The sequence below is a fragment of the Gracilibacillus massiliensis genome (assembly GCF_001458115.1).
Lineage (GTDB): Bacteria > Bacillota > Bacilli > Bacillales > Amphibacillaceae > Gracilibacillus > Gracilibacillus massiliensis.
The window spans coordinates 821,424-841,676 of the sequence record NZ_CZRP01000013.1; the positions used below are offsets into that span (position 1 = coordinate 821,424).

General features: G+C 35.7%; 18 protein-coding genes. All 18 read right to left on the reverse strand.

The features are described 5' to 3' along the window. Positions 1–13 precede the first annotated feature (13 nt). Positions 14–541 (reverse strand): hypothetical protein, encoded by a 528-nt coding sequence (locus BN3107_RS15870; RefSeq protein WP_058308600.1) that lies wholly within the window; start codon positions 539–541, stop codon positions 14–16. 427 nt (positions 542–968) lie between these two features. Next, positions 969–1,817: a carbohydrate ABC transporter permease gene (locus tag BN3107_RS15875; protein WP_058308601.1), complete on the reverse strand. Its 849-nt coding sequence runs from the start codon at positions 1,815–1,817 to the stop codon at positions 969–971. 14 nt (positions 1,818–1,831) lie between these two features. After that, positions 1,832–2,713, reverse strand: a complete 882-nt coding sequence (locus tag BN3107_RS15880; protein WP_058308602.1) for a carbohydrate ABC transporter permease — start codon at positions 2,711–2,713, stop codon at positions 1,832–1,834. Between the two features lie 69 nt (positions 2,714–2,782). Further along, positions 2,783–4,060, reverse strand: coding sequence for an ABC transporter substrate-binding protein (locus BN3107_RS15885; RefSeq protein WP_058308603.1), 1,278 nt, complete (start codon positions 4,058–4,060; stop codon positions 2,783–2,785). Between the two features lie 18 nt (positions 4,061–4,078). Then, complete coding sequence (gene melA / locus BN3107_RS15890) at positions 4,079–5,566, reverse strand: alpha-glucosidase/alpha-galactosidase (RefSeq protein ID WP_058308604.1); 1,488 nt, start codon at positions 5,564–5,566, stop codon at positions 4,079–4,081. A gap of 101 nt (positions 5,567–5,667) precedes the next feature. After that, positions 5,668–6,510, reverse strand: a complete 843-nt coding sequence (locus BN3107_RS15895) for an AraC family transcriptional regulator (protein WP_058308605.1) — start codon at positions 6,508–6,510, stop codon at positions 5,668–5,670. 390 nt (positions 6,511–6,900) lie between these two features. Continuing rightward, on the reverse strand, positions 6,901–7,779 hold the full coding sequence (gene galU, locus BN3107_RS15900; protein WP_058308606.1) for a UTP--glucose-1-phosphate uridylyltransferase GalU: 879 nt from the start codon (positions 7,777–7,779) through the stop codon (positions 6,901–6,903). 98 nt (positions 7,780–7,877) lie between these two features. Beyond that, positions 7,878–8,819, reverse strand: a complete 942-nt coding sequence (locus BN3107_RS15905) for an LCP family glycopolymer transferase (protein ID WP_058308607.1) — start codon at positions 8,817–8,819, stop codon at positions 7,878–7,880. A gap of 117 nt (positions 8,820–8,936) precedes the next feature. Next, positions 8,937–9,731 carry a 3'(2'),5'-bisphosphate nucleotidase CysQ gene (gene cysQ, locus BN3107_RS15910; protein WP_058308608.1) on the reverse strand — a complete coding sequence of 265 codons (795 nt, stop codon included), beginning with the start codon at positions 9,729–9,731 and terminating at the stop codon, positions 8,937–8,939. 20 nt (positions 9,732–9,751) lie between these two features. After that, positions 9,752–11,530, reverse strand: coding sequence for an SLC13 family permease (locus tag BN3107_RS15915; RefSeq protein WP_058308609.1), 1,779 nt, complete (start codon positions 11,528–11,530; stop codon positions 9,752–9,754). Positions 11,531–11,599: 69 nt separating this feature from the next. Continuing rightward, positions 11,600–13,426: an adenylyl-sulfate kinase gene (gene cysC / locus BN3107_RS15920; protein ID WP_058308610.1), complete on the reverse strand. Its 1,827-nt coding sequence runs from the start codon at positions 13,424–13,426 to the stop codon at positions 11,600–11,602. A 1-nt stretch (position 13,427) separates the two neighbouring features. Beyond that, the gene (gene cysD / locus BN3107_RS15925; RefSeq protein ID WP_058308611.1) at positions 13,428–14,327 is read right to left on the reverse strand and encodes a sulfate adenylyltransferase subunit CysD; all 900 of its coding nucleotides are present in this window, start codon (positions 14,325–14,327) and stop codon (positions 13,428–13,430) included. A gap of 127 nt (positions 14,328–14,454) precedes the next feature. Beyond that, the gene (locus BN3107_RS15930) at positions 14,455–15,822 is read right to left on the reverse strand and encodes a sugar phosphate nucleotidyltransferase (RefSeq protein WP_058308612.1); all 1,368 of its coding nucleotides are present in this window, start codon (positions 15,820–15,822) and stop codon (positions 14,455–14,457) included. 42 nt (positions 15,823–15,864) lie between these two features. Next, positions 15,865–16,884, reverse strand: a complete 1,020-nt coding sequence (gene rfbB / locus BN3107_RS15935; protein ID WP_058308613.1) for a dTDP-glucose 4,6-dehydratase — start codon at positions 16,882–16,884, stop codon at positions 15,865–15,867. Next, positions 16,885–17,739, reverse strand: a complete 855-nt coding sequence (gene rfbD / locus BN3107_RS15940) for a dTDP-4-dehydrorhamnose reductase (RefSeq protein ID WP_058308614.1) — start codon at positions 17,737–17,739, stop codon at positions 16,885–16,887. 4 nt (positions 17,740–17,743) lie between these two features. After that, entirely contained in the window at positions 17,744–18,304 is a 561-nt protein-coding gene (gene rfbC / locus BN3107_RS15945) for a dTDP-4-dehydrorhamnose 3,5-epimerase (protein WP_058308615.1), read from the reverse strand. Between the two features lie 17 nt (positions 18,305–18,321). Then, positions 18,322–19,200, reverse strand: a complete 879-nt coding sequence (rfbA, locus tag BN3107_RS15950) for a glucose-1-phosphate thymidylyltransferase RfbA (RefSeq protein WP_058308616.1) — start codon at positions 19,198–19,200, stop codon at positions 18,322–18,324. Between the two features lie 530 nt (positions 19,201–19,730). Next, positions 19,731–20,234: an acyltransferase gene (locus BN3107_RS20240; protein WP_058308617.1), complete on the reverse strand. Its 504-nt coding sequence runs from the start codon at positions 20,232–20,234 to the stop codon at positions 19,731–19,733. Positions 20,235–20,253 lie beyond the last annotated feature (19 nt).

Consider the following 20,253-nt stretch of genomic DNA (forward strand, 5'->3'; position numbering starts at 1 on the left):
TAAATCGCACTCATCAATTGGTTGATAGTATTGGCCAGCCATATTCCAATCTCCATCCCACTTCTAGCGCTATCGCATCTTCAACATATTCATGTTCGTTTAAGTCAATATAGCTATACCTCCATTTGCTTAAATCATCTAAATTCGTACCACTAATTTTTAAAGATCCTGTTATTCCATTGTTTCTAAATTCTTGATAGATACGTTCCCGTAAATCATAATTACTTTTTTTGGAATTGCTCGCAATACCATTATAAACAATCCTGAATCCATCTTTTTTTATTCTACAAACATTATTCAAGTTCATTCTTCTCCTAGCCAACTTAGAAATATTTACTGCTCCTATCTTATCCGAATGAATAGATTGGAGTAAATCTTCGTCAGTGTAAGATGTATAAATCCAGTATAAACCACAAATATTCTTTGGAGGTAACTCATTCTCTACTTTGAATTGAGAGTTACTATTATTAAATTTCTGTGTAATTGTTAATAAACGACTTTCTTGCCTTCTTAATTCTATCTCTATAATTTTATCCTTCATATCTAGACCCCCTTTTGTTCACATACTTGTTATTCCATTAGAAAGATTATCAATCAAAAGCACCTTCTCTTCGGCAATGGAAACAACGAAATAAACCTTGCCATACTTATAAGCGTCATAAAAAGACTACAAAAGATTGTGTAACGATCAAAATTAATCCAATTGATTTTTTTGGGCGTAAGTTGTATTAAAACTTGCCATACTCAGGAAGCTGTAATGCAACATTTGTAAAAAATCCATCGATTGGACATCATAATTATAAATAAGTACGCTGTACATTGTCGCAAACCAAAAGATAATTTCAACATAGTTATGTAATAACAAAATTACTATACGACGATATTTTTTACAGAATATGATTACTAAGCATATTTTCTACTCATAATATCAAGGGGAGACCTCTATATAAGGTCTCACCTCTCACCCATTAACCCTTAGTGGAACCAGCAGTAAGGCCACTAACCAAATACTTCTGAATAAATGTAAATACAATTGCTATCGGGATAATAATTAAAATCGCCGCTGCCATCAAACGACCCCAATCTACAATCCATAACCCCATAAAATTAAATACACCAGTGGATAGCGTTCTCATTGAATCGTCTGAAACAAATGTAAAAGTTAATACAAACTCACTCCAAGCGTGAACCAATGCATAAATACCAGCTGAAACAATAGCAGGCACCGATAATGGGAGCATAATTCGAATTACTAAATAGAATTTGCTGCAACCATCTAACATTGCAGATTCTTCAATTTCAACCGGAATGGTATCAAAGAATCCTTTTAACATCCAGGTAATGATAGGTACAGCAAAAACAGTGTAAGAAATAATTAAACCTAAATACGAATCAAGTAGTCCCATATTCATCATAATTCTGTATAATGGAATCATTAATAGGACCACTGGAACCATTTGTGCTAATAGCATACCTACACCCAGCGCTTTCACACCTGGTGCCTTACTTAATCTACTCAAAGCATATGCCGCTAGAACACCAATAAAGATGGACAATAATACACTACCAAATGAAACAATTACACTATTTAAGAAATACCTCGGAAATTGTGTTTCAAATAGAACAGAACGAAAGTTTTCAAAAGTAGGATTCGATGTTAACAGACTAGGATTCGCTGATCTAACTTCATCTGCCGGTTTAATCGCTGTTAAAAACGCCCATAAAATTGGAAACAAACTATAAATACTGGCTATTATCAGAAAAAAGTAGGTTACAACATTAAGTAACTTCCTTTTAGTTTTTCGAGTAAGTTTCATTGTTAGTACCTCCTCTATTCTATTTTTCTATTTTGCAACCAGAAATAAAGCGCCATCATACCTGTTAAAATAACAACCATTAAAACAGAAATAGCGGATGCTGATCCATAGTGGTATTTCATAAATGCCTCTTTATAAGTTGCTATCGCTAGAGTTTCAGTAGCATTTAATGGACCACCTTCTGTAAGTATCCATATGAAATCGAAATTATTAAATGTCCAAATTAAATGCAATACGATTAATATAATGGAGATACCACCTAATTTTGGAAAAGTAATTTTCCAAAACTTTTGAAACATATTTGCACCATCAATTTCTGCTGCTTCTAATTCACTCTTATTAATAGTTTGTAAAACAGCTAAGAAAGAAATAGTATAAAATGGGAAGCTTCTCCAAACATTTATCCATATTACAGAGAACATGGCAGTAGATTCACTACCTAACCAATTTATACTCTGATCAATTAAACCAATATTCATTAATAGAACATTAACTATACCGTATTCTGGATTCAACATCCATCTCCAAGTCATACCTGCAACTACAATAGGTACAACCCATGGTATAATCATAATCCCTCTAAAAAGAGCTCGTCCTTTAATTTTTTGATTAAGTAGAATAGCGGTACTTAAACCAACTATATACTCGCCACCAACAGAACCAAATGTATAAACAAAACTATTTTTTACTGTTGTCCAAAAAAGAGGATCTTGTATAACATTTAAAAAATTTTCGAAACCAACAAATACATCATCCCCAACAATCAGGAGATTGGATTCATACATACTATTAATAAAGACATTTATCACTGGCACTAATAATAATAAAACCAGAAATATTACTGCCGGTAACATAAATACATATGCAATTGTATGTCTTTTAAAAAATCTGACCATGTTCACAACGCTCCTTCGTTATAAGGAAATGATACACTTCAGTTATTTTCTGAAGTGTATCGACACTATTTATTCACCCAATAAACCGTTATCATCTAGAGATTCGTTAATTTGATCAGATAACCATATAGCTACATCCTCTGGAGATGTGCCCCCTATTAACACTTGCTGAATTGATTCTGACATTGAATCAATAATTCCTCCCATTGGAATCGCTGGCCAAGCACGCCCGTGTTCAGCAATCTCGGAAAAAGCTACATTCCATTCTCCTTCTATGTCCATATCATTTCGAATTGTTCTGTTCCCTTTAGCATAAATACTTTGTCCTTCTTTAGAACCTAACCATTCTAAAAATTCCAACGCTTCATCTTTTTGGTCTGAATCTTCAAATACATACCATTGAGCTACCTCTAAAAATGTTGTCGGAGTCTCTTTATAAGGTGGCACTCCATCTACTTTCACATCTGCCATTCCTTCAGGTTGTTCCTCTTCATACCCTTTAATCCATGGACCATTTTGAGCAATTGCAACATTGGCTTGAGCAAAGTTTTGATCTAATTCTTGATATCCCCAGCTAGTCTGGTTTTGTGAAATGACACCTTGATCTAACATGTCTTTGTAAAATTGGAAGACCTCTGCAGCTCGAGCTAATTGATCTTCATCTTCTTTCCATGTATTCCGATACATATCATCACTTGTTTCTTCCACTAAATTCAGATTGTTGGACCATAAATATACGGCCAACTCTTGAGGTGCGCGTGCTGATGTTGCACTTATCCCGAATGGATTTTCTATTCCTGCATCATTTAATTTTTTCCCCACGGTCAACAATTCGTCCCACGTCTCAGGCACTTCAACTTCAGCCTCATTAAGTATGTCTTCATGATACATTCTTGCTCTAGTTCCTATATAGCTTGGAAAAGACACTATTTCATCATTCATTGTTACACTATCCCAAACAGCTTGTGGTACACTGTCTTTCCCTTCCCATTCTTCTACAAAATCAGTCAGATGGTATAGTGATTCCATAGAATTAAAATCTGCCATCCATTCAGCAAGTCCTTGCGCTATATCTGGCGGATTACCGTTTGCAGCACTAGTAGTAATTTTTTGTTTTAATTGTTCATATGGTAAAACCTGAACTTCGATATTTACATCTGGATTTATCTCTTCATACTTCTCAATAGCATCGTAATACCCAGATCGGTCCTCTGCCTCATCAACATTCCACCATATCTCTAATGTAGTTTTACTTTCCTCTTGTTCATTTGAACCACTAGTTTCATCACTTGAAGAACAACCAACAATAAATAATATACTTAATAATACACTGATTAACTTTTTCATTCTAAGCACCTCCAGATTTTAAAAATTCCCCTTATCTGCTTCACCAGAATTTCGTTTAGCTTCTTGACGATTTTCGGCCATTTCCTCTACTGTTTTGACTTTTAACCTGGCTGCTCCTTCATTATATTGAGTCGGAATTAAGTCACCCTTATTTAATCTATCTTCTGCCTCTGCAATTGATTTTTTATATTGTGGTAACCATTCTTTTTGAGCTACTAACATTTCATCTACCATTTGCCAAATTTCATTTGGATTACATACAGCTCCCACCAAAGGATCCATCATCATTGCCTGCTTTAATAAGTAGTCATCACCATTTATTGCTGCTTCAACTGACAGTCTTTGGACAGAGATACTCATATTACATACGGCAGCGGGACCTAAAGGTAACTCACCTACGTAAGGCATACTAATTCCATTACGGTCTACATAACCTGGAGCTTCAATAATTGCATCACTTGGTAAATTTGGTATAATCCCGTTATTGATCCGATTAAAATGACCTCTATAAGTTCTTCCTGTTTCAAGTCCTTCAAGAATAAATGAACCATGCTCTTGTCCTCTATTTTCTTCTTTAAATTCGTAGGCTGGTTCATTTAACCAGTTAGGAAAATCTGTTTCAAACCAATTTCTTCCTTCAGTACAAACTCGTAAATATCCACCTGTTTCCCCATTGATCCATTTACTTAGATCAATCCACTCATTGATTTCTTCTGGCCTTTTACGATACCAAGGCAAATATTCACTTAAATGTCCATTTGATTCTGTGCTGAAATATCCAAAGCGCTTTAACATATCGATACGTACCTTTTCTTCTACTTTATACTTTGGATGTTCTTGAAAGGCTGCCAAAAGGTCACCAGTGCGATCTGTTCCGTCTGTTTTCACTTGAATATACCAAGTTTGATGATTGATACCAGCACAAATGATATCGACTTCATTCTTTTCTCTTCCCAACACCTCTGCTATTTGTTTATGACCATTCTGTACCCCGTGACAAAGACCAACAGTGTTTACACCACCGTACTTATTACAAGCCCAAGTCAACATCGCCATAGGATTAGCATAATTAAGCAACAGTACATCAGAGGCTGAAACGTCTCGAATATCTTTGCAAATCTCTAGCATTTCAGCTATACCGCGTTGTCCATACATAATCCCACCGGCACATAATGTGTCACCTACACATTGGTCGATACCATATTTTAATGGTATTTCAATGTCATGTTTAAAAGCTTCTAATCCTCCGATTCTCACTACATTAAAAATGTATTTAGCATTTTTTAATGCTTCACGTCGGTTAGTTGTAGATTTGATAGTGATATTAAGTCCATTTTCATCAATATCACGTTGACAAAGTTTTGTTACCATTTCTAAGTTTCTTTCATTTATATCTGTAAAAGAAATTTCAATTTCTTTAAATTCTTTAACAGATAAAATATCCCTAACCAATCCCCTTGTAAAACCGATACTACCAGCACCTATAAAAGCAATTTTAAATTTAATAATAGCTCCCTCCTTATGATTAAGTTAGGAATACTATATCATCTAAAATTTGATAACGCTTTCAATTTTCTGATAATTCACTGCCCTTAATGTATAAAATACTAACTTTTAACATCATGAAAATATATTCTATATTTAGAAGGTGTTAATCCTGTGATTTTTTTAAATGTACTACTAAAATATTGGCTTGTACTAAAACCAACATAACTAGAAATCTCTGTTACAGGTATTTCCGTTTTTTCTAACAGCATTTTAGCCTTATCGATTCGGACTTTTGTTATGTATTCATTAATAGTCATATTCATAGATTGCTTGAAAATTCGATGTAAATAGCCTGGATGTAGGTGTACGGTTTGTGCTATGTCATGAACTTTTATTTCATAATCATAATTCTCATGAATATACGTCAATGCTTGATTTATAAAATACTCATTCGCTAAAGACGTTTGCTTCTTTTGATCTTCCCTATTTTTTGCAATCAGTGTGAGTAATTGAATAAATAAATTATCTATTATTAATTCATTACCAGGTGTCTTATGATCTAATTCCAATACGAGTGAGCGTAAGTTATAGTAAATATTGTCAACATCTTTTAAACAGAAGTACTTTTCATCTGCAACAAACATTTCCATCAAACGCTCATCATATTTCATTAATGACTGGATATTGGTAAAGTGATTATCATCTTTGTTCCATTCAAATTCAACATTTAGCATCCGAGAAGGTGAATGTTTTTCAACAATTAGTCGATGTGGAATATTACTATGTATAAAAATATATTGGTTCTTACGCAACACTACTTTTCGATTCTCAATTTCTATTTTGCATTTCCCTTTTATTACATACATGATTTCAATTGCCATATGTTGATGTAACTCCATTTTATATTCTTGCCACTCTTTAAAATAGTAATAAACAGCTTTAGGAAAAGATTGTAATTCCATTATAAACACCGCCTTAATATAATAAGATTCGAAGCCTGTAAGCAAATTTAAAGATTTTCATTATAGTATACTAGATTCCCATCTTAATGATAAGAAAGTAAAATATATATACTTATCTTTATGAGAATATTAATTTCAATACGGTCATCCAAGACTTCCGCAAATAAATAGCATTGTTCATCCTTATAGTGGCGATCTTTCAATAATTGATCATTAGATAACTATATTTAACAAAAACAGTCTCAATTTATGTGAATATCAACTTCAAACAGCACTGTATTTAATGTCCTTACTCCTCAAAAAAACAAATGATCATATATACATATGTTAATTTCAAATAGAACCCGAATTATATTTTCATAAAATCCGAGTACTATTATAAAAATTCACTTACTTCTGCATATTAGCCTCTAAAATATCTTGTAACATCTCTCTAACTTCAGTACCGATTTCTTCATTCTGTAATGCGAATTCAATTGTCGTTTTGACAAAACCTAACTTTTCTCCTACATCGTATCTTCTACCTTCGAAATCATAGGCAAATACGCTTTGGCTTACATTCAATTGTTGAATAGCATCTGTTAATTGAATTTCGCCACCTGCGCCGATGTTTTGCGCGTCTAGGTAACCAAAAATCTTTGGTGATAAGACATAACGACCCATGATCGCTAAGTTTGATGGTGCAGTACCTTGTTTTGGTTTTTCGACAAGGTTATTAATACCATATAGGTTACCATTCTTGTTGGCTACATCGACAATTCCATATCGATGAGTTTCATTATCTGGGACTTGCTGAACACCTAATATAGATCCACCAGAATCCTCGTATTGTTCCATCATTTGTTTAAGACATGGTTTTTCTGCTTTTACGATATCATCACCTAGTAACACAGCGAATGGTTCATCGCCAATAAATTTACGGGCACACCATACTGCATGTCCTAATCCTAAAGGTTCCTTTTGTCTGATGTAATGCAAATCTACTTGAGAAGGTTCTTTTGCCTTTTCTAAGAGTTCAAATTTGCTTTTTTTTATTAAATTATCTTCTAATTCGAAGTTATGGTCAAAGTGATCTTCAATCGCACGTTTCCCCTTACCTGTTACGATAATAATATCTTCAATCCCTGATGCAATAGCTTCTTCCACTATATATTGTATAGTAGGTTTGTCTACGATCGGCAGCATTTCCTTAGGCATTGCTTTTGTTGCCGGTAAAAAACGTGTACCTAATCCTGCTGCAGGGATAATCGCCTTTCTTATTTTTTTCATTGGTATTCCTCCATCAAGTTTAATAGGATAAAATTAACTATTTCCAATTATACAGATCAATCTTACCACATTCTAAAAATGATAAAAATAAACTTTTTCTATGATTCTTCTTTCACGATCATATCATGCACTTTTTGAACTTCATCTTCTCCTACTTGCAAGTAATAGACTCCATCAATCTTTGTTCCATTGCCTTGCATCATATAACTGGTAAAGTTCTGTCTTGTATTGCGATAATTAGCAAACAGATCTGTCATATCGCTAAACTCCATATTGGTCACCACATTATTTCCTAATACTTCGATCAGGTCATTGATTTTCCCAACGGAATTAAAGCTCGCCCCTTTATCAACTATTGCCTTGATCACCTGACGTTGACGTTCTGTTCTGCCAAAGTCACCATTAGGATCTTGATATCTCATACGAACAAATCCCATTGTTTGAGGCCCATTTAATTGTATGTTACCTTTCGCATAATGATAACCTTTTTGGTAGTAACCACTGTCATTCCAATCCAATTTATTATTAACCGTTATACCACCTAAGGCATCAACTAGGTCTGATAAGCCTTCCATGTTCATTCGAACGTAGTAGTCTAATTCTATATCTAAGAAATTCTCAACAGTATTTATTGACATATCAACACCGCCAAAAGCATAGGCATGATTAATTTTATCATTCATTCCTTTACCAACAATTTCTGTTCTGGTATCACGCGGAATACTTACCAACTGCATAGAATCATTGTCCGGATCTAGAGATAATACCATTAACGCATCCGAACGGCCACTATCCGAACTTCGTTGGTCTACTCCAAGCAACAGTACATTCAGTTGCTCTTGGGCTTCTACTTTCTTCTTGGTCACTGTTGTATCAATCGTTTCTACTTCTTTGTGAACTTTTTCTTCCACTGTTTTTTGAGCATTATTATAAATGGAATACAGATAACCTGCTATTGACAATATAACTACTACAAATACTAACAATAAGATTTTTAGCCATTTTTTTGTTTTTTTGTTTTGTTGTGTTCTTTTTTGCAAAATGATTTCTCCTTTATCTTATCTTCTTTAACAGATACAACTTGTTTAATGAACAATTTAATTGTAACACTTTATCATCTTGAAACAACAACTATTTCATCTATTGTAAATAAATGTTTATTTAGCCTTCACTAAAAACCAACCATTAAGCAGATTCTCTCGATTATAATAAAATCGCTCACCATCTTCATGGCGGATAACTAATCCACCTGATGATTCAACTATAGCTTGACCTGCACCTGTATCCCACTCCATCGTTGGAGCATACCTTGGATAGTAGTCTGCTTTTCCTTCTGCTACTAAACAAAACTTTAAGGAACTACCAGATGAAACAACCTCTACCTTACCATCTAGTTGATCAATAAACTCTTCCGTCTCTTTCGACATATGAGAACGACTAGCAACCACATTAATAGCCTCAGACTCATTCACTTCAGGTAACCGAACACTTTGATTAACCAACTCTTCTTCGTTCGCTACATTTACGTGAGAAGCATTGGTTAGTTTATAAGCACCTTCACCCTTTACACCGAAATAAAAAGTATCTAATGCTGGTGCGTAAATAACGCCAAGGATTGGATAATGCCCATCAATTAGTGCGATATTTACCGTGAATTCACCATTTTTCTTAATAAATTCTTTCGTGCCATCTAAAGGATCCACTAACCAAAATTGCTCCCAGTTCTTGCGCTCTTCAAATGGAATTCCCCTACCTTCTTCACTTAACACGGGTATGGTCGCATCTATCTTACTTAGACTTTCTGCAATTACATTATGGGCTCTTTTATCCGCAATCGTTAAAGGTGAGTCATCCTTCTTTACTTCCACCTCAAAATCTTGTTGATAGACATCCATTATTTCTTTTCCGGCTGCTAAACAAATCTTGAACAAATCATTGATATATGTATGCATTAAATTTCCTCCTCCTATTTTTAAAACCACAACATATTCACGATGGTTACGGTGATGAGCATTACAATGATACTTAACGGGGTTCCAACTTTGATATAATCACTAAAGGTATATCCGCCTGGTCCATACACAATTAAATTGGTCTGATAACCTATTGGTGTAATAAAACTTGCAGAAGCTGCAATAGCGATTGTCACAGCAAATCCCATATAGTCTAAGGACAGCACCTCTGCCATCTCGATACCGATAGGCAACATTAAGACGGCTGCTGCACTATTTGTAATCAACTCTGTGAAAATGTTGGTCAAAATATATACAGCGATTAATATCGCAATAATGCCAAGTGGTTCCCCTATTTCTAAAAGGCCATTTGCCATCCATGATGCAAGGCCTGTTTTGGTCATAGCCGTTCCTACACCAAAGGCACTAGCAATTAACAGCAACACATGAAACTGTATTTTCTTCTTTGCTTCCTCTGGACTGATAATCTTGGTAATAATAAAAATGAATACAGCTAAAAGCATGGCCTTAAACATCGATAACACATTTAATGTTACTGCTAGAATCATAATAATAAGTACGATTATAGAAAACCAGCCTTTTTTACGATTCTCATTTAAATGATTCGGTGTTTCCATGGAAGATACCACATAAAAGTCATTCGAATGTTGATAAGTTCGTACAAAATCTGAGCCAGCTAGTAATAATAATACATCACCAGGCTTTAAGATAATCTCTCCTATTTTACTTTTGATCCGTTCATTATTTCGGTGTACGGCTAAAACACCAGCATCAAACCTGGAACGAAATTGTGACTGCTTAATAGACTTTGATAACAACGAAGATTGATGTGAGACTACTGCCTCTACTAACTGTACATCACCATTCTTCAAGTCATCCAAATCTAAATGTGTACCTGTTTCTAATTGGAGCCCTTTTAACTGTTGTAATTCTGCAATCGTCGAGATTAATCCGGTGAATATAAGTCGGTCTCCAGCACGAACGATCGTTGTCGACTTTACCGGTGAAATCCTTTCAGATTCACGAATAATTTCCACTAAATATAATCCTTTTAACTCACGTAATCCAGCATTTTCCACGGTTTCATTAATAAAAGCGAAACTGCTAGACACCGTCATTTCTGCGATATACTCACGGCTGTCCTTTTTCACTTGTTCACTAAAACCCTTGTTATGAGGGAGTAACTTAAAACCTATCGTAAACAAATAAATAAATCCGATAATTAAAACAGGTACACCAACTACTGCCAATTGAAATAAAGTGAAACCCTCTAAACCATAATCCAAAAGCATACCGTGAACGACTAAGTTTGTCGATGTACCAATCACCGTAATCGTTCCACCTAAAATGGTGACATAGGAAAGTGGAATTAAGAATTTGGAGGGGGCGATTCCTCTTTCTTCACACCACTTCTTGATCATTGGTGTAAAGGTAACCACTATCGGCGTATTATTCAAAAAAGCGGATGATAAAGAGATCGGTAAATAAAAACGAAACATAGAACCTCTAACCTTCTTACTTTTACTCAACCACTGCTTCATCATCTGTTCCAGTAGACCATGTTTTTGTACTGCTCCTGCCACAATAAATAATAAAGCAATTGTAAGCATCCCTTGATTTGAAAAACCCTTAAATGCTTCTTCTGGAGTTAATAGTCCAGTTAAGACAAAAATAACTAAAGCAGAAAACACAATCATATCAGGACGAGCAAGTTCTAATAACAAGGCTACAAACATGACGACAATAACCACTAATACAAAACCCATTTCAAGTGTCAATGAGGAATCACCTCCCTTTTAAAGCGGAAAAGCTACTACCATGTTCACTTGATAGTAGCTTTCCAACTATTAGTCCATATATTTCATGATTTCTTTTACAACGTAATCTGTAGCTTCTTCCAAAGAGTGGTCACTTGTATCGATTTCAATCTCTGGATTTTCTGGTTGCTCATATGGACTGGAAATACCCGTAAAGTTTGGAATCTCACCTAAACGAGCCTTTTTATATAGTCCTTTTACGTCACGTTGCTCACAAACCTCTAGAGGAGTGCTTACAAAAATCTCAATATAAGAATCTCCAATAATATCTCGTGCATTTTTTCTATCACTCTCATATGGTGAAATAAAAGATGTTAATGCAACAAGACCGGCATCATTCATTAATTTACCAACTTCCGCAATACGACGGATGTTTTCGACACGATCCTGTTCTTTAAAACCGAGGTTTTTATTCAAACCATGGCGAACATTATCCCCGTCTAATAACATAGTATGATGTCCTGTTGCTACAAGGCGTTTTTCCACTTCGTTAGCAAGTGTTGACTTACCAGATCCAGATAGTCCAGTAAACCATAATGTTAATGGTTTTTGCCCTTTCTGTTGAGCTCGTACTTCTCTAGTAATGTCTGTTTCCTGCCATACCACATTAGTAGAACGACGTAAAGCATGTTCAATCACACCACATGCAGAAGTCATATTGGTAACCCGATCAATTAAAATAAGTCCACCTAATGCTTTATTATTTTCGAATTTATCGAACACCATATTCTCTGATAATGATATATCACATTCTACCAGTTCATTTTTAAAGATTTTATCAGCTGGAACTTCTTTACCTGTGTTGATGTCAATTTTATGTTTAATCGACATCACGGTTCCTGGTAACATTTTGGTTCCGACTTTAACCAAGTAGTTTCTACCTTCTACTAGTTCCGCGTCATCCATCCAAAGAATTGAAGCAGAAAACATATCGGTTACCTGTACATTTTCAGAAGTAGTTAAGACACAACCTCTGGAGACATCGACTTCGCGATCTAATTGAACCGTTACAGGTTGCCCGGCACCTGCTTCAGATACTTCATAATCTGTAACGAGGATACTTTTCACTTTGGCTCTTTCTTGACTTGGAAGTGAAATGATCTCATCGCCTTCTTTAATGTTTCCAGCTTCGATTTGTCCCTGGAAACCTCTAAAGGTATGATTAGGACGACTTACACGCTGCACTGGCATTACAAATTCCTGTTGAGCAGCATCGTCGATTACTTCTATACCTTCTAAATATGGCAATAATGCCTTGCCATCATACCAAAGTGTATGGTCTGAATTCTTGGTAATGTTATCGCCTTCTGTTGCAGATACAGGGATCACTTGAATACTTTCCAAATTAAAACCATAGGTCATCTGTTGGAAATCATGTTTAATCTCTTCAAAACGCTTTTGATCATAGCCTACTAAATCCATTTTGTTAACAGCTAGTACAATATGTTTAATTCCCATTAAGGCACAAATACGCGCATGTCGTTTTGTTTGGCTAATCACACCTTTTGTTGCATCCACCAAGATAACCGCTAAATCCGCAAAAGATGCCCCAACTGCCATATTACGCGTATATTCTTCGTGCCCTGGAGTATCAGCAACAATGAACGAACGATTGTCTGTTGTAAAATAACGATACGCTACATCAATAGTAATCCCTTGTTCACGTTCAGCCATTAAACCGTCTAGTAATAGAGAATAATCAATTTCCCCGCCACGGCTACCGACCTTGGAATCTAGTTCCAAAGCTTTTTCTTGATCGGCAAATAATAGTTTGGCATCATACAACATATGCCCAATTAATGTTGATTTTCCGTCATCGACACTACCACATGTAATAAACTTCAATAAACCCTTCATTCTAGAAATACCCCTCTCTCTTACGGCGTTCCATACTACCAGCAGCTTCTTGATCAATCACACGGCTTGTCCGTTCAGAAGAAACCGCACCTAACGTTTCTTCAATAATATCATCTAACGTATCTGCATCTGACTCTACACCACCAGTAAGAGGGTAACAACCTAATGTACGAAAGCGAACTTTCTTATACTGAATTTCTTCACCAGGTTCCAACTTCAAACGATCATCATCCACCATGACAATATTGCCATCACGTTCAACAATTGGACGCTCTTTCGCAAAGTATAATGGAACAATATCTATTTCTTCCTTACGGATATACTGCCAAATATCTTTTTCCGTCCAGTTAGAAAGAGGGAATACACGCATGCTTTCCCCCTTATTAATCTTGGTATTATAAAGCTTCCACATTTCAGGCTTCTGATTCTTCGGATCCCATGCATGGTTCTTATTACGGAAAGAGAAAACTCTTTCTTTCGCACGTGATTTTTCTTCATCACGACGACCGCCACCAAACGCTGCATCAAAACCATATTTATCAAGACCCTGCTTAAGTGCTTGAGTTTTCATTATATCGGTATAACTTGAACCATGATCAAATGGGTTAATGCCTTGTTCTACACCTTCTTGATTGGTGTGTTCTAGCATTTCAATACCTAATTCTTTTGCTTTCCGATCACGGAAATCTATCATTTCTTTAAACTTCCATGTTGTATTAATATGCATGAAAGGAAACGGAGGTTTCTCCGGATAAAAAGCTTTCATTGCTAGATGTAGCATAACAGAACTGTCTTTACCAATTGAATAAAGCATAACAGGATTTTCGCATTCCGCTGCTACTTCTCTTATTATATATATTGCTTCTGCCTCGAGTTGATCGAGGTGTGAGAGTTGTTTCATTTTTATGGCCCCCTTATATGGAATTCATTTATAATTATATCATGTTTAGAATACTTAAACCGATGCTATAAAATCAAACCACTAACTATAACAACATGAATACAGAAATTCTTAATCATAATACTTTTCAATTAATTTCTAGTTCTCGAAAGACTTTTTCCCAGTCCATTTCAAATCGGAATATATCTTCATCTACTAATTCACTACCAGTTTGAACTTCAATAATTTCCATATCCGTAGTAGCTTTCAGTGCATGTTTCGCAGCTAGTGGAATCTGGATAACATCACCTTCTCGTACATGTCGCAGCTGTCCATCTAACGCGAATACGCCTTGACCTTTAATAATGGTCCATACTTCACTTCGCTTGTAGTGTACTTGATAGCTAAGGTTTTTTCCTGCAATAATACCAATACGCTTAGTTAAAACTTCATTACTTTCAGAATATTTCGTATGCTCTAACACGCGATACCAACCCCAACGACGTTCTTCGTACATTGGCCGTCCATCAAAGTCACCAACGTACTCCTTCACTTTTGGACTCTTTTCTTTATCAGTCACGAGAATTCCATCAGGACTCGCTGCAATAACCGCATTGTTGATGCCAAGCACAGTAATCGGTATATCTAATTCATTGATAATGTGAGTATTCTCGACACCTTCACTCATTATACCTTTACCTGTTAAATTGGTAGCCATTTCTTCGGTTAATGTGTTCCATGTACCCAGGTCTTTCCAACATCCCTCATAAGGAAGCGCAACAATTTCCTTAGCTTTCTCTACAACTTCAAAGTCAAAGCTCTTCTTTGCCATACTACTATATTGATTTAATAATTCATCATATTGGATAGGCAAGCCCTTTTCTAAAAGTAAATCAATAATGTAGCCAAGTTTAAATGCAAAAACACCACAGTTCCATAGTGCATTCTTTTTAATTAATGTTTGAGCAGTTGCTTCGTCCGGTTTTTCCTTGAATGAGTCAACCGTTACATATCCATCATTATATTCATTGGCTGGTACGATATAACCGTATTTAGAGGAAGGAAAAGTTGGTGTTACACCCATTAAAGCTAGTTCTGCATTAGAAGCTAGTAATGTAGTCTCTAAATCTTTTACTCGTTTAAAAAAGCCATCTTCTACATATGGATCAACTGGGAGCATACCTACTATTTCATTTAGTTCTACCCCTTGTATAGAGTACAAATAAACTGCTGATAGTGCAATGGCAGGAAATGTATCTCTGCGTGATGGCTCCGTTACAATGGGAACATCCATGCGAATTTGATTATGAATCATGTCCACTTGAGACTTGCTTGTCGCAATAATAGCTTTGTCTGCCAAATCATGTCTCGTCAACTGTCTCCACACTCTTTGAACCATCGACTCTTGCTGTCCATTCTCATTCTGCAACACTTTCAAAAATTGCTTCGATCTAGCATCATTAGACAATGGCCAAAGACGTTTTCCAGATCCACCAGATAATAAAACTAAATGCACGGTAATTCCACCCTTTCACTAATTATATAACTTTCTCGCTGTTTAAAGAGAATACTGCTTAGCAAAGTACCCTTGATACTCCCCACTAATTATTTGTTCCCACCATTCTTTATTTTCCAAATACCACTCAATAGTATCTGCAATCCCAGTTTCAAAAGTATAAGTTGGTTTCCAACCTAACAGCTCAAGCTTAGTTGGATCAATCGCATAGCGTTTATCATGTCCTAATCGATCTTTAACAAATTCAATTAGGTTTTCTGATTTTCCTAAGGTATTAATAATTGTTTTAACTACTTCAAGATTAGTTCGCTCGTTATGACCTCCAACATTATAAACTTCACCAATCTCTCCATCATGCAAAACTAAATCTATTGCAGAACAATGATCTAATACATGTAACCAATCTCTAATATTACGTCCATCACCATATACAGGCACCTTTTCATCATTCAATACTCTTGAAATGGTTAATGGAATCAACTTTTCTGGAAAATGATATGGTCCATAGTTATTGGAGCAACGCGTAATGTTCACTGGCAAACCATATGTTTCATAGTAGGCACGCACTAATAAATCCGAGGAAGCTTTACTCGCACTATATGGACTGTTTGGTTGAAGAGGTGTTTCTTCTGTAAAAAATGTATCTGGGTCAAAATCTAATTCTCCGTAAACTTCATCTGTAGAAACATGGACAAATTTTGTTACTCCAACCGCTCTGGCAGCATCAAGCAACACTTGTGTCCCTAATACATTTGCCCTGACAAACACGCCTGGATCCGAAATAGAACGGTCCACATGACTTTCGGCAGCAAAATGTACGACAAAATCAAATTTTTCCTGTTCGAATAAAGGAATAATCGCATGATGATCTGCTATATTCACTTTCATAAAGTGATAATTATCCTTAGACTCAATATTTTTGTGCTTCGTTAAGTCACCCGCATAGGTGAGTAAGTCTAAATTGTATATGTCAAAATTTGGATACCTGTTTACCATATACTGAACAAAATTTCCACCTATAAACCCTGCTCCACCAGTAACTAACACTTTTTTACGCGTCATCTATTTCCCCCCTTGATTTAAGTCATTCAAATAATGTGATAATGCTTCCTGCCATTTTGGTAGTCTATTAAATCCGTTTTCTACTAATTTATTCTTCGACATTCTAGAATTCTTCGGTCGTACAGCACGAGTAGGATATTCCTCGGTTGTAATGGCATTTACTTTGACTTCCTTACCCACTTGTCGAAAAATTTCATCCGCAAACTCTGCCCACGTACAAAAACCTTCATTAGATGCATGATAAATGCCGAAATTAGTGGTCAAAATCATATCCAATAACAACTGTGCTAAGTCAAACGTATAAGTTGGTGAACCATATTGATCTCCGACAACATTTAACTCATCACGTGTCTCTGCCAAACGAAGCATTGTTTTAATAAAGTTGGTACCATTAATCCCAAACACCCAAGAAATCCGAACAATAAAACATTCATCTAAAAGATCTCTAACGATTTTTTCACCTTCATGCTTCGTTAATCCATAATACCCCATTGGATTTGTTAGATCGGTTTCTTTAAAAGGTTCCACTCCAGTTCCTTCAAACACATAGTCAGTGCTTATGTACATAAACCGAACACCGACAGCCTTTGAAGCTTTAGCCAGATACTTAGTACCGTTGACGTTCACATCCCAACAAAGCTCCCGGTCATCTTCTGCTTTATCTACGGCAGTATAGGCTGCACAGTGAACTATAGCGTCTGGTTTTACCTCTTCCACTAAGTCAAAAACGTCCTGCTCATTTGTAATATCTAGTTGTTTCTGACCTACACCATACATAGTCAATCCACGAGCTAAACCTTCTTTAACAACATCGTATCCAAGCTGACCTGAATAACCCGTTACCAAAATATTCATTATACTACCCCTCAAACTCGAAGTTATTATCTGTTTCATTTAATAATGGTGCATGCTCGTCCTTTTCAGATAAAACTGGTTTAATATCCATTGGCCACTGTACCGCAATTGTTGGGTCACTCCACAAAATCCCACGATCACAATCGGGAGCATACACTTCATCTACTTTGTATTGTACTTCCACATCTTCAGTTAATGTCATAAAAGCATGTGCAAAACCTTTCGGAACTAATAACTGCTTCTTATTTTCTGCTGTAAGTTCAATGCCAAACCACTCTAAATATGTTGGCCCACCTCTTCTTATATCTACTGCTACGTCAAAAATTGAACCCCGTGTGCAGCGAACTAGTTTAGTTTGTGCTTTTGGTTTTAATTGATAATGTAGTCCACGAAGGGTTCCTTTTTGAGCAGAGAATGAATGGTTATCCTGCACAAAATGGATATCTATGCCTGCTTTTTTCATTTTCATTTCACTATATGTTTCCGAAAACCAGCCACGGTGGTCACCAAATACATCAGGTTCAATGACTTTTACGCCAGATAGTCTTGTATCTATTACTTTCATCGTATCACCTCTAGTTTCTAATATTTAATATCCCCATTAGCTACTTTTAATAGATATTTGCCGTAACCAGTTTTAATTAATTTCTCTCCACATTCAAGTAATTCATCTTGGGATATCCAACCATTTAAATAAGCAATTTCCTCGGGAGCTGATATTTTGATTCCTTGATACTCTTCTACCGTTTTCACAAAATTGGTTGCTGATACTAAGCTTTCATGTGTTCCAGTGTCTAACCATGTATAGCCTCGTCCAAGGAGCTCAACGTCCAATTCTTCTAAATGCAAATATGCTTCATTAACTGACGTGATTTCAAGTTCCCCACGTTCGGATGGTTTTACATTTTTAGCAATATCTACTACACGATTATCATAAAAATAGAGTCCTGTTATAGCATAACTCGATTTTGGAACTTCTGGTTTCTCTTCGATACTAATTACTTTTCCCTTCTCATTAAACTCAACTACACCGAAACGCTCCGGATCAGGTACATGGTAACCAAATACGGTTGCTCCTGATTTCTTAGCACTAGCTCTTTTTAATATGGATCTTAATCCACTACCATAGTATATGTTATCACCCAGTACCATTGCGACAGAATCTGAGCCAATAAATTCTTCACTGATAATAAATGCTTGTGCCAATCCATCAGGACTTGGTTGAACTTTATATCCCAAATTGATTCCAAATTGTGAACCATCACCGAGTAAGGCACTGAATCGTTGAGTATCTTCTGGAGTTGAAATAATTAGAATGTCTTTTATCCCCGCCAACATCAATGTAGATAAAGGATAAAAAATCATAGGTTTGTCATATATAGGTAGCAATTGCTTACTCGTCACCATTGTTAATGGATATAATCTTGTACCACTTCCACCAGCAAGAATTATTCCTTTCATTCCAATACTCCCCCATTTTATATTTAGACTTATTAAATAGCTAGCGGTGTTTTTTAATGACACCACTTAACCTCTATACCTACCTCCACTAAAAACCAACCAATTCTCAAATTTTCACGATTTTAATAAAATCGTCCCCAATCTTCATATCTATGTATTTTACTACCTGTTGCTTCTATGATTGCTTACCCTGCTTCAGTGTCTCATTCCATTGTCGCTGCATAGCTTAGAAAATAATCAGCTTTTCCTTCAACAACTAGACAGAACTTCAATGAGCTAGCCACGACATTTAGAACTCTATTCTTGCTTTTCGTTATATAACGTGTCTAATACAGGTGCATTGATAACACCAACCTTTGGATTCTTACCTCAACTAATGAGATTTTAATAGGTGAATTCACCGTTCTACTTTTTAAATTCCTTCGTACCACCTAGTGGATTGAAACCCCCAAACTTATATCATACCATTTACAATTTTCGTAACATTGTTCTAATAATTAATGATTTTTAATTTTATATTAAAACCGTTACTATATGATTTCTTTGATTAAGACTGCTGGTACTCCTCCAACAATTACATTTGGAGGAACATTTTTTGTTACAATTGCTCCTGCTGCGACAATACTACCTTCTCCTATTACTACACCCGGCAAGATTATTGCTCTTGCTCCGATCCAAACATTATTCTCTATTATTATACTTTCTCCATAGGCCGGTCGCTTATCTTTAGAGTCCAAATTTATACTATGATTTGTAGTTTCTAATTGAGTACCAGCACCTATTAATACATTTTCCCCTATAATAATTTTGGCATCATTATGACAAGCTAAACGAACTTTACTATTTATAAATGTTCCATTACCAATTTCAATTCTATTCGCAGCACCCAATGGTTTAATTTCAAACGAATCCCAAATAGTAACATTTCCGTTAATCTTTACTCCAGCAATTTTAATCAACTTTGATCTGATTCTATCTGAATATTTAATTCTTGGTAAATGATTTGCGATACTCAAGAAAAGAGACTCAACCATTGTTTAGATAACTCCTTTC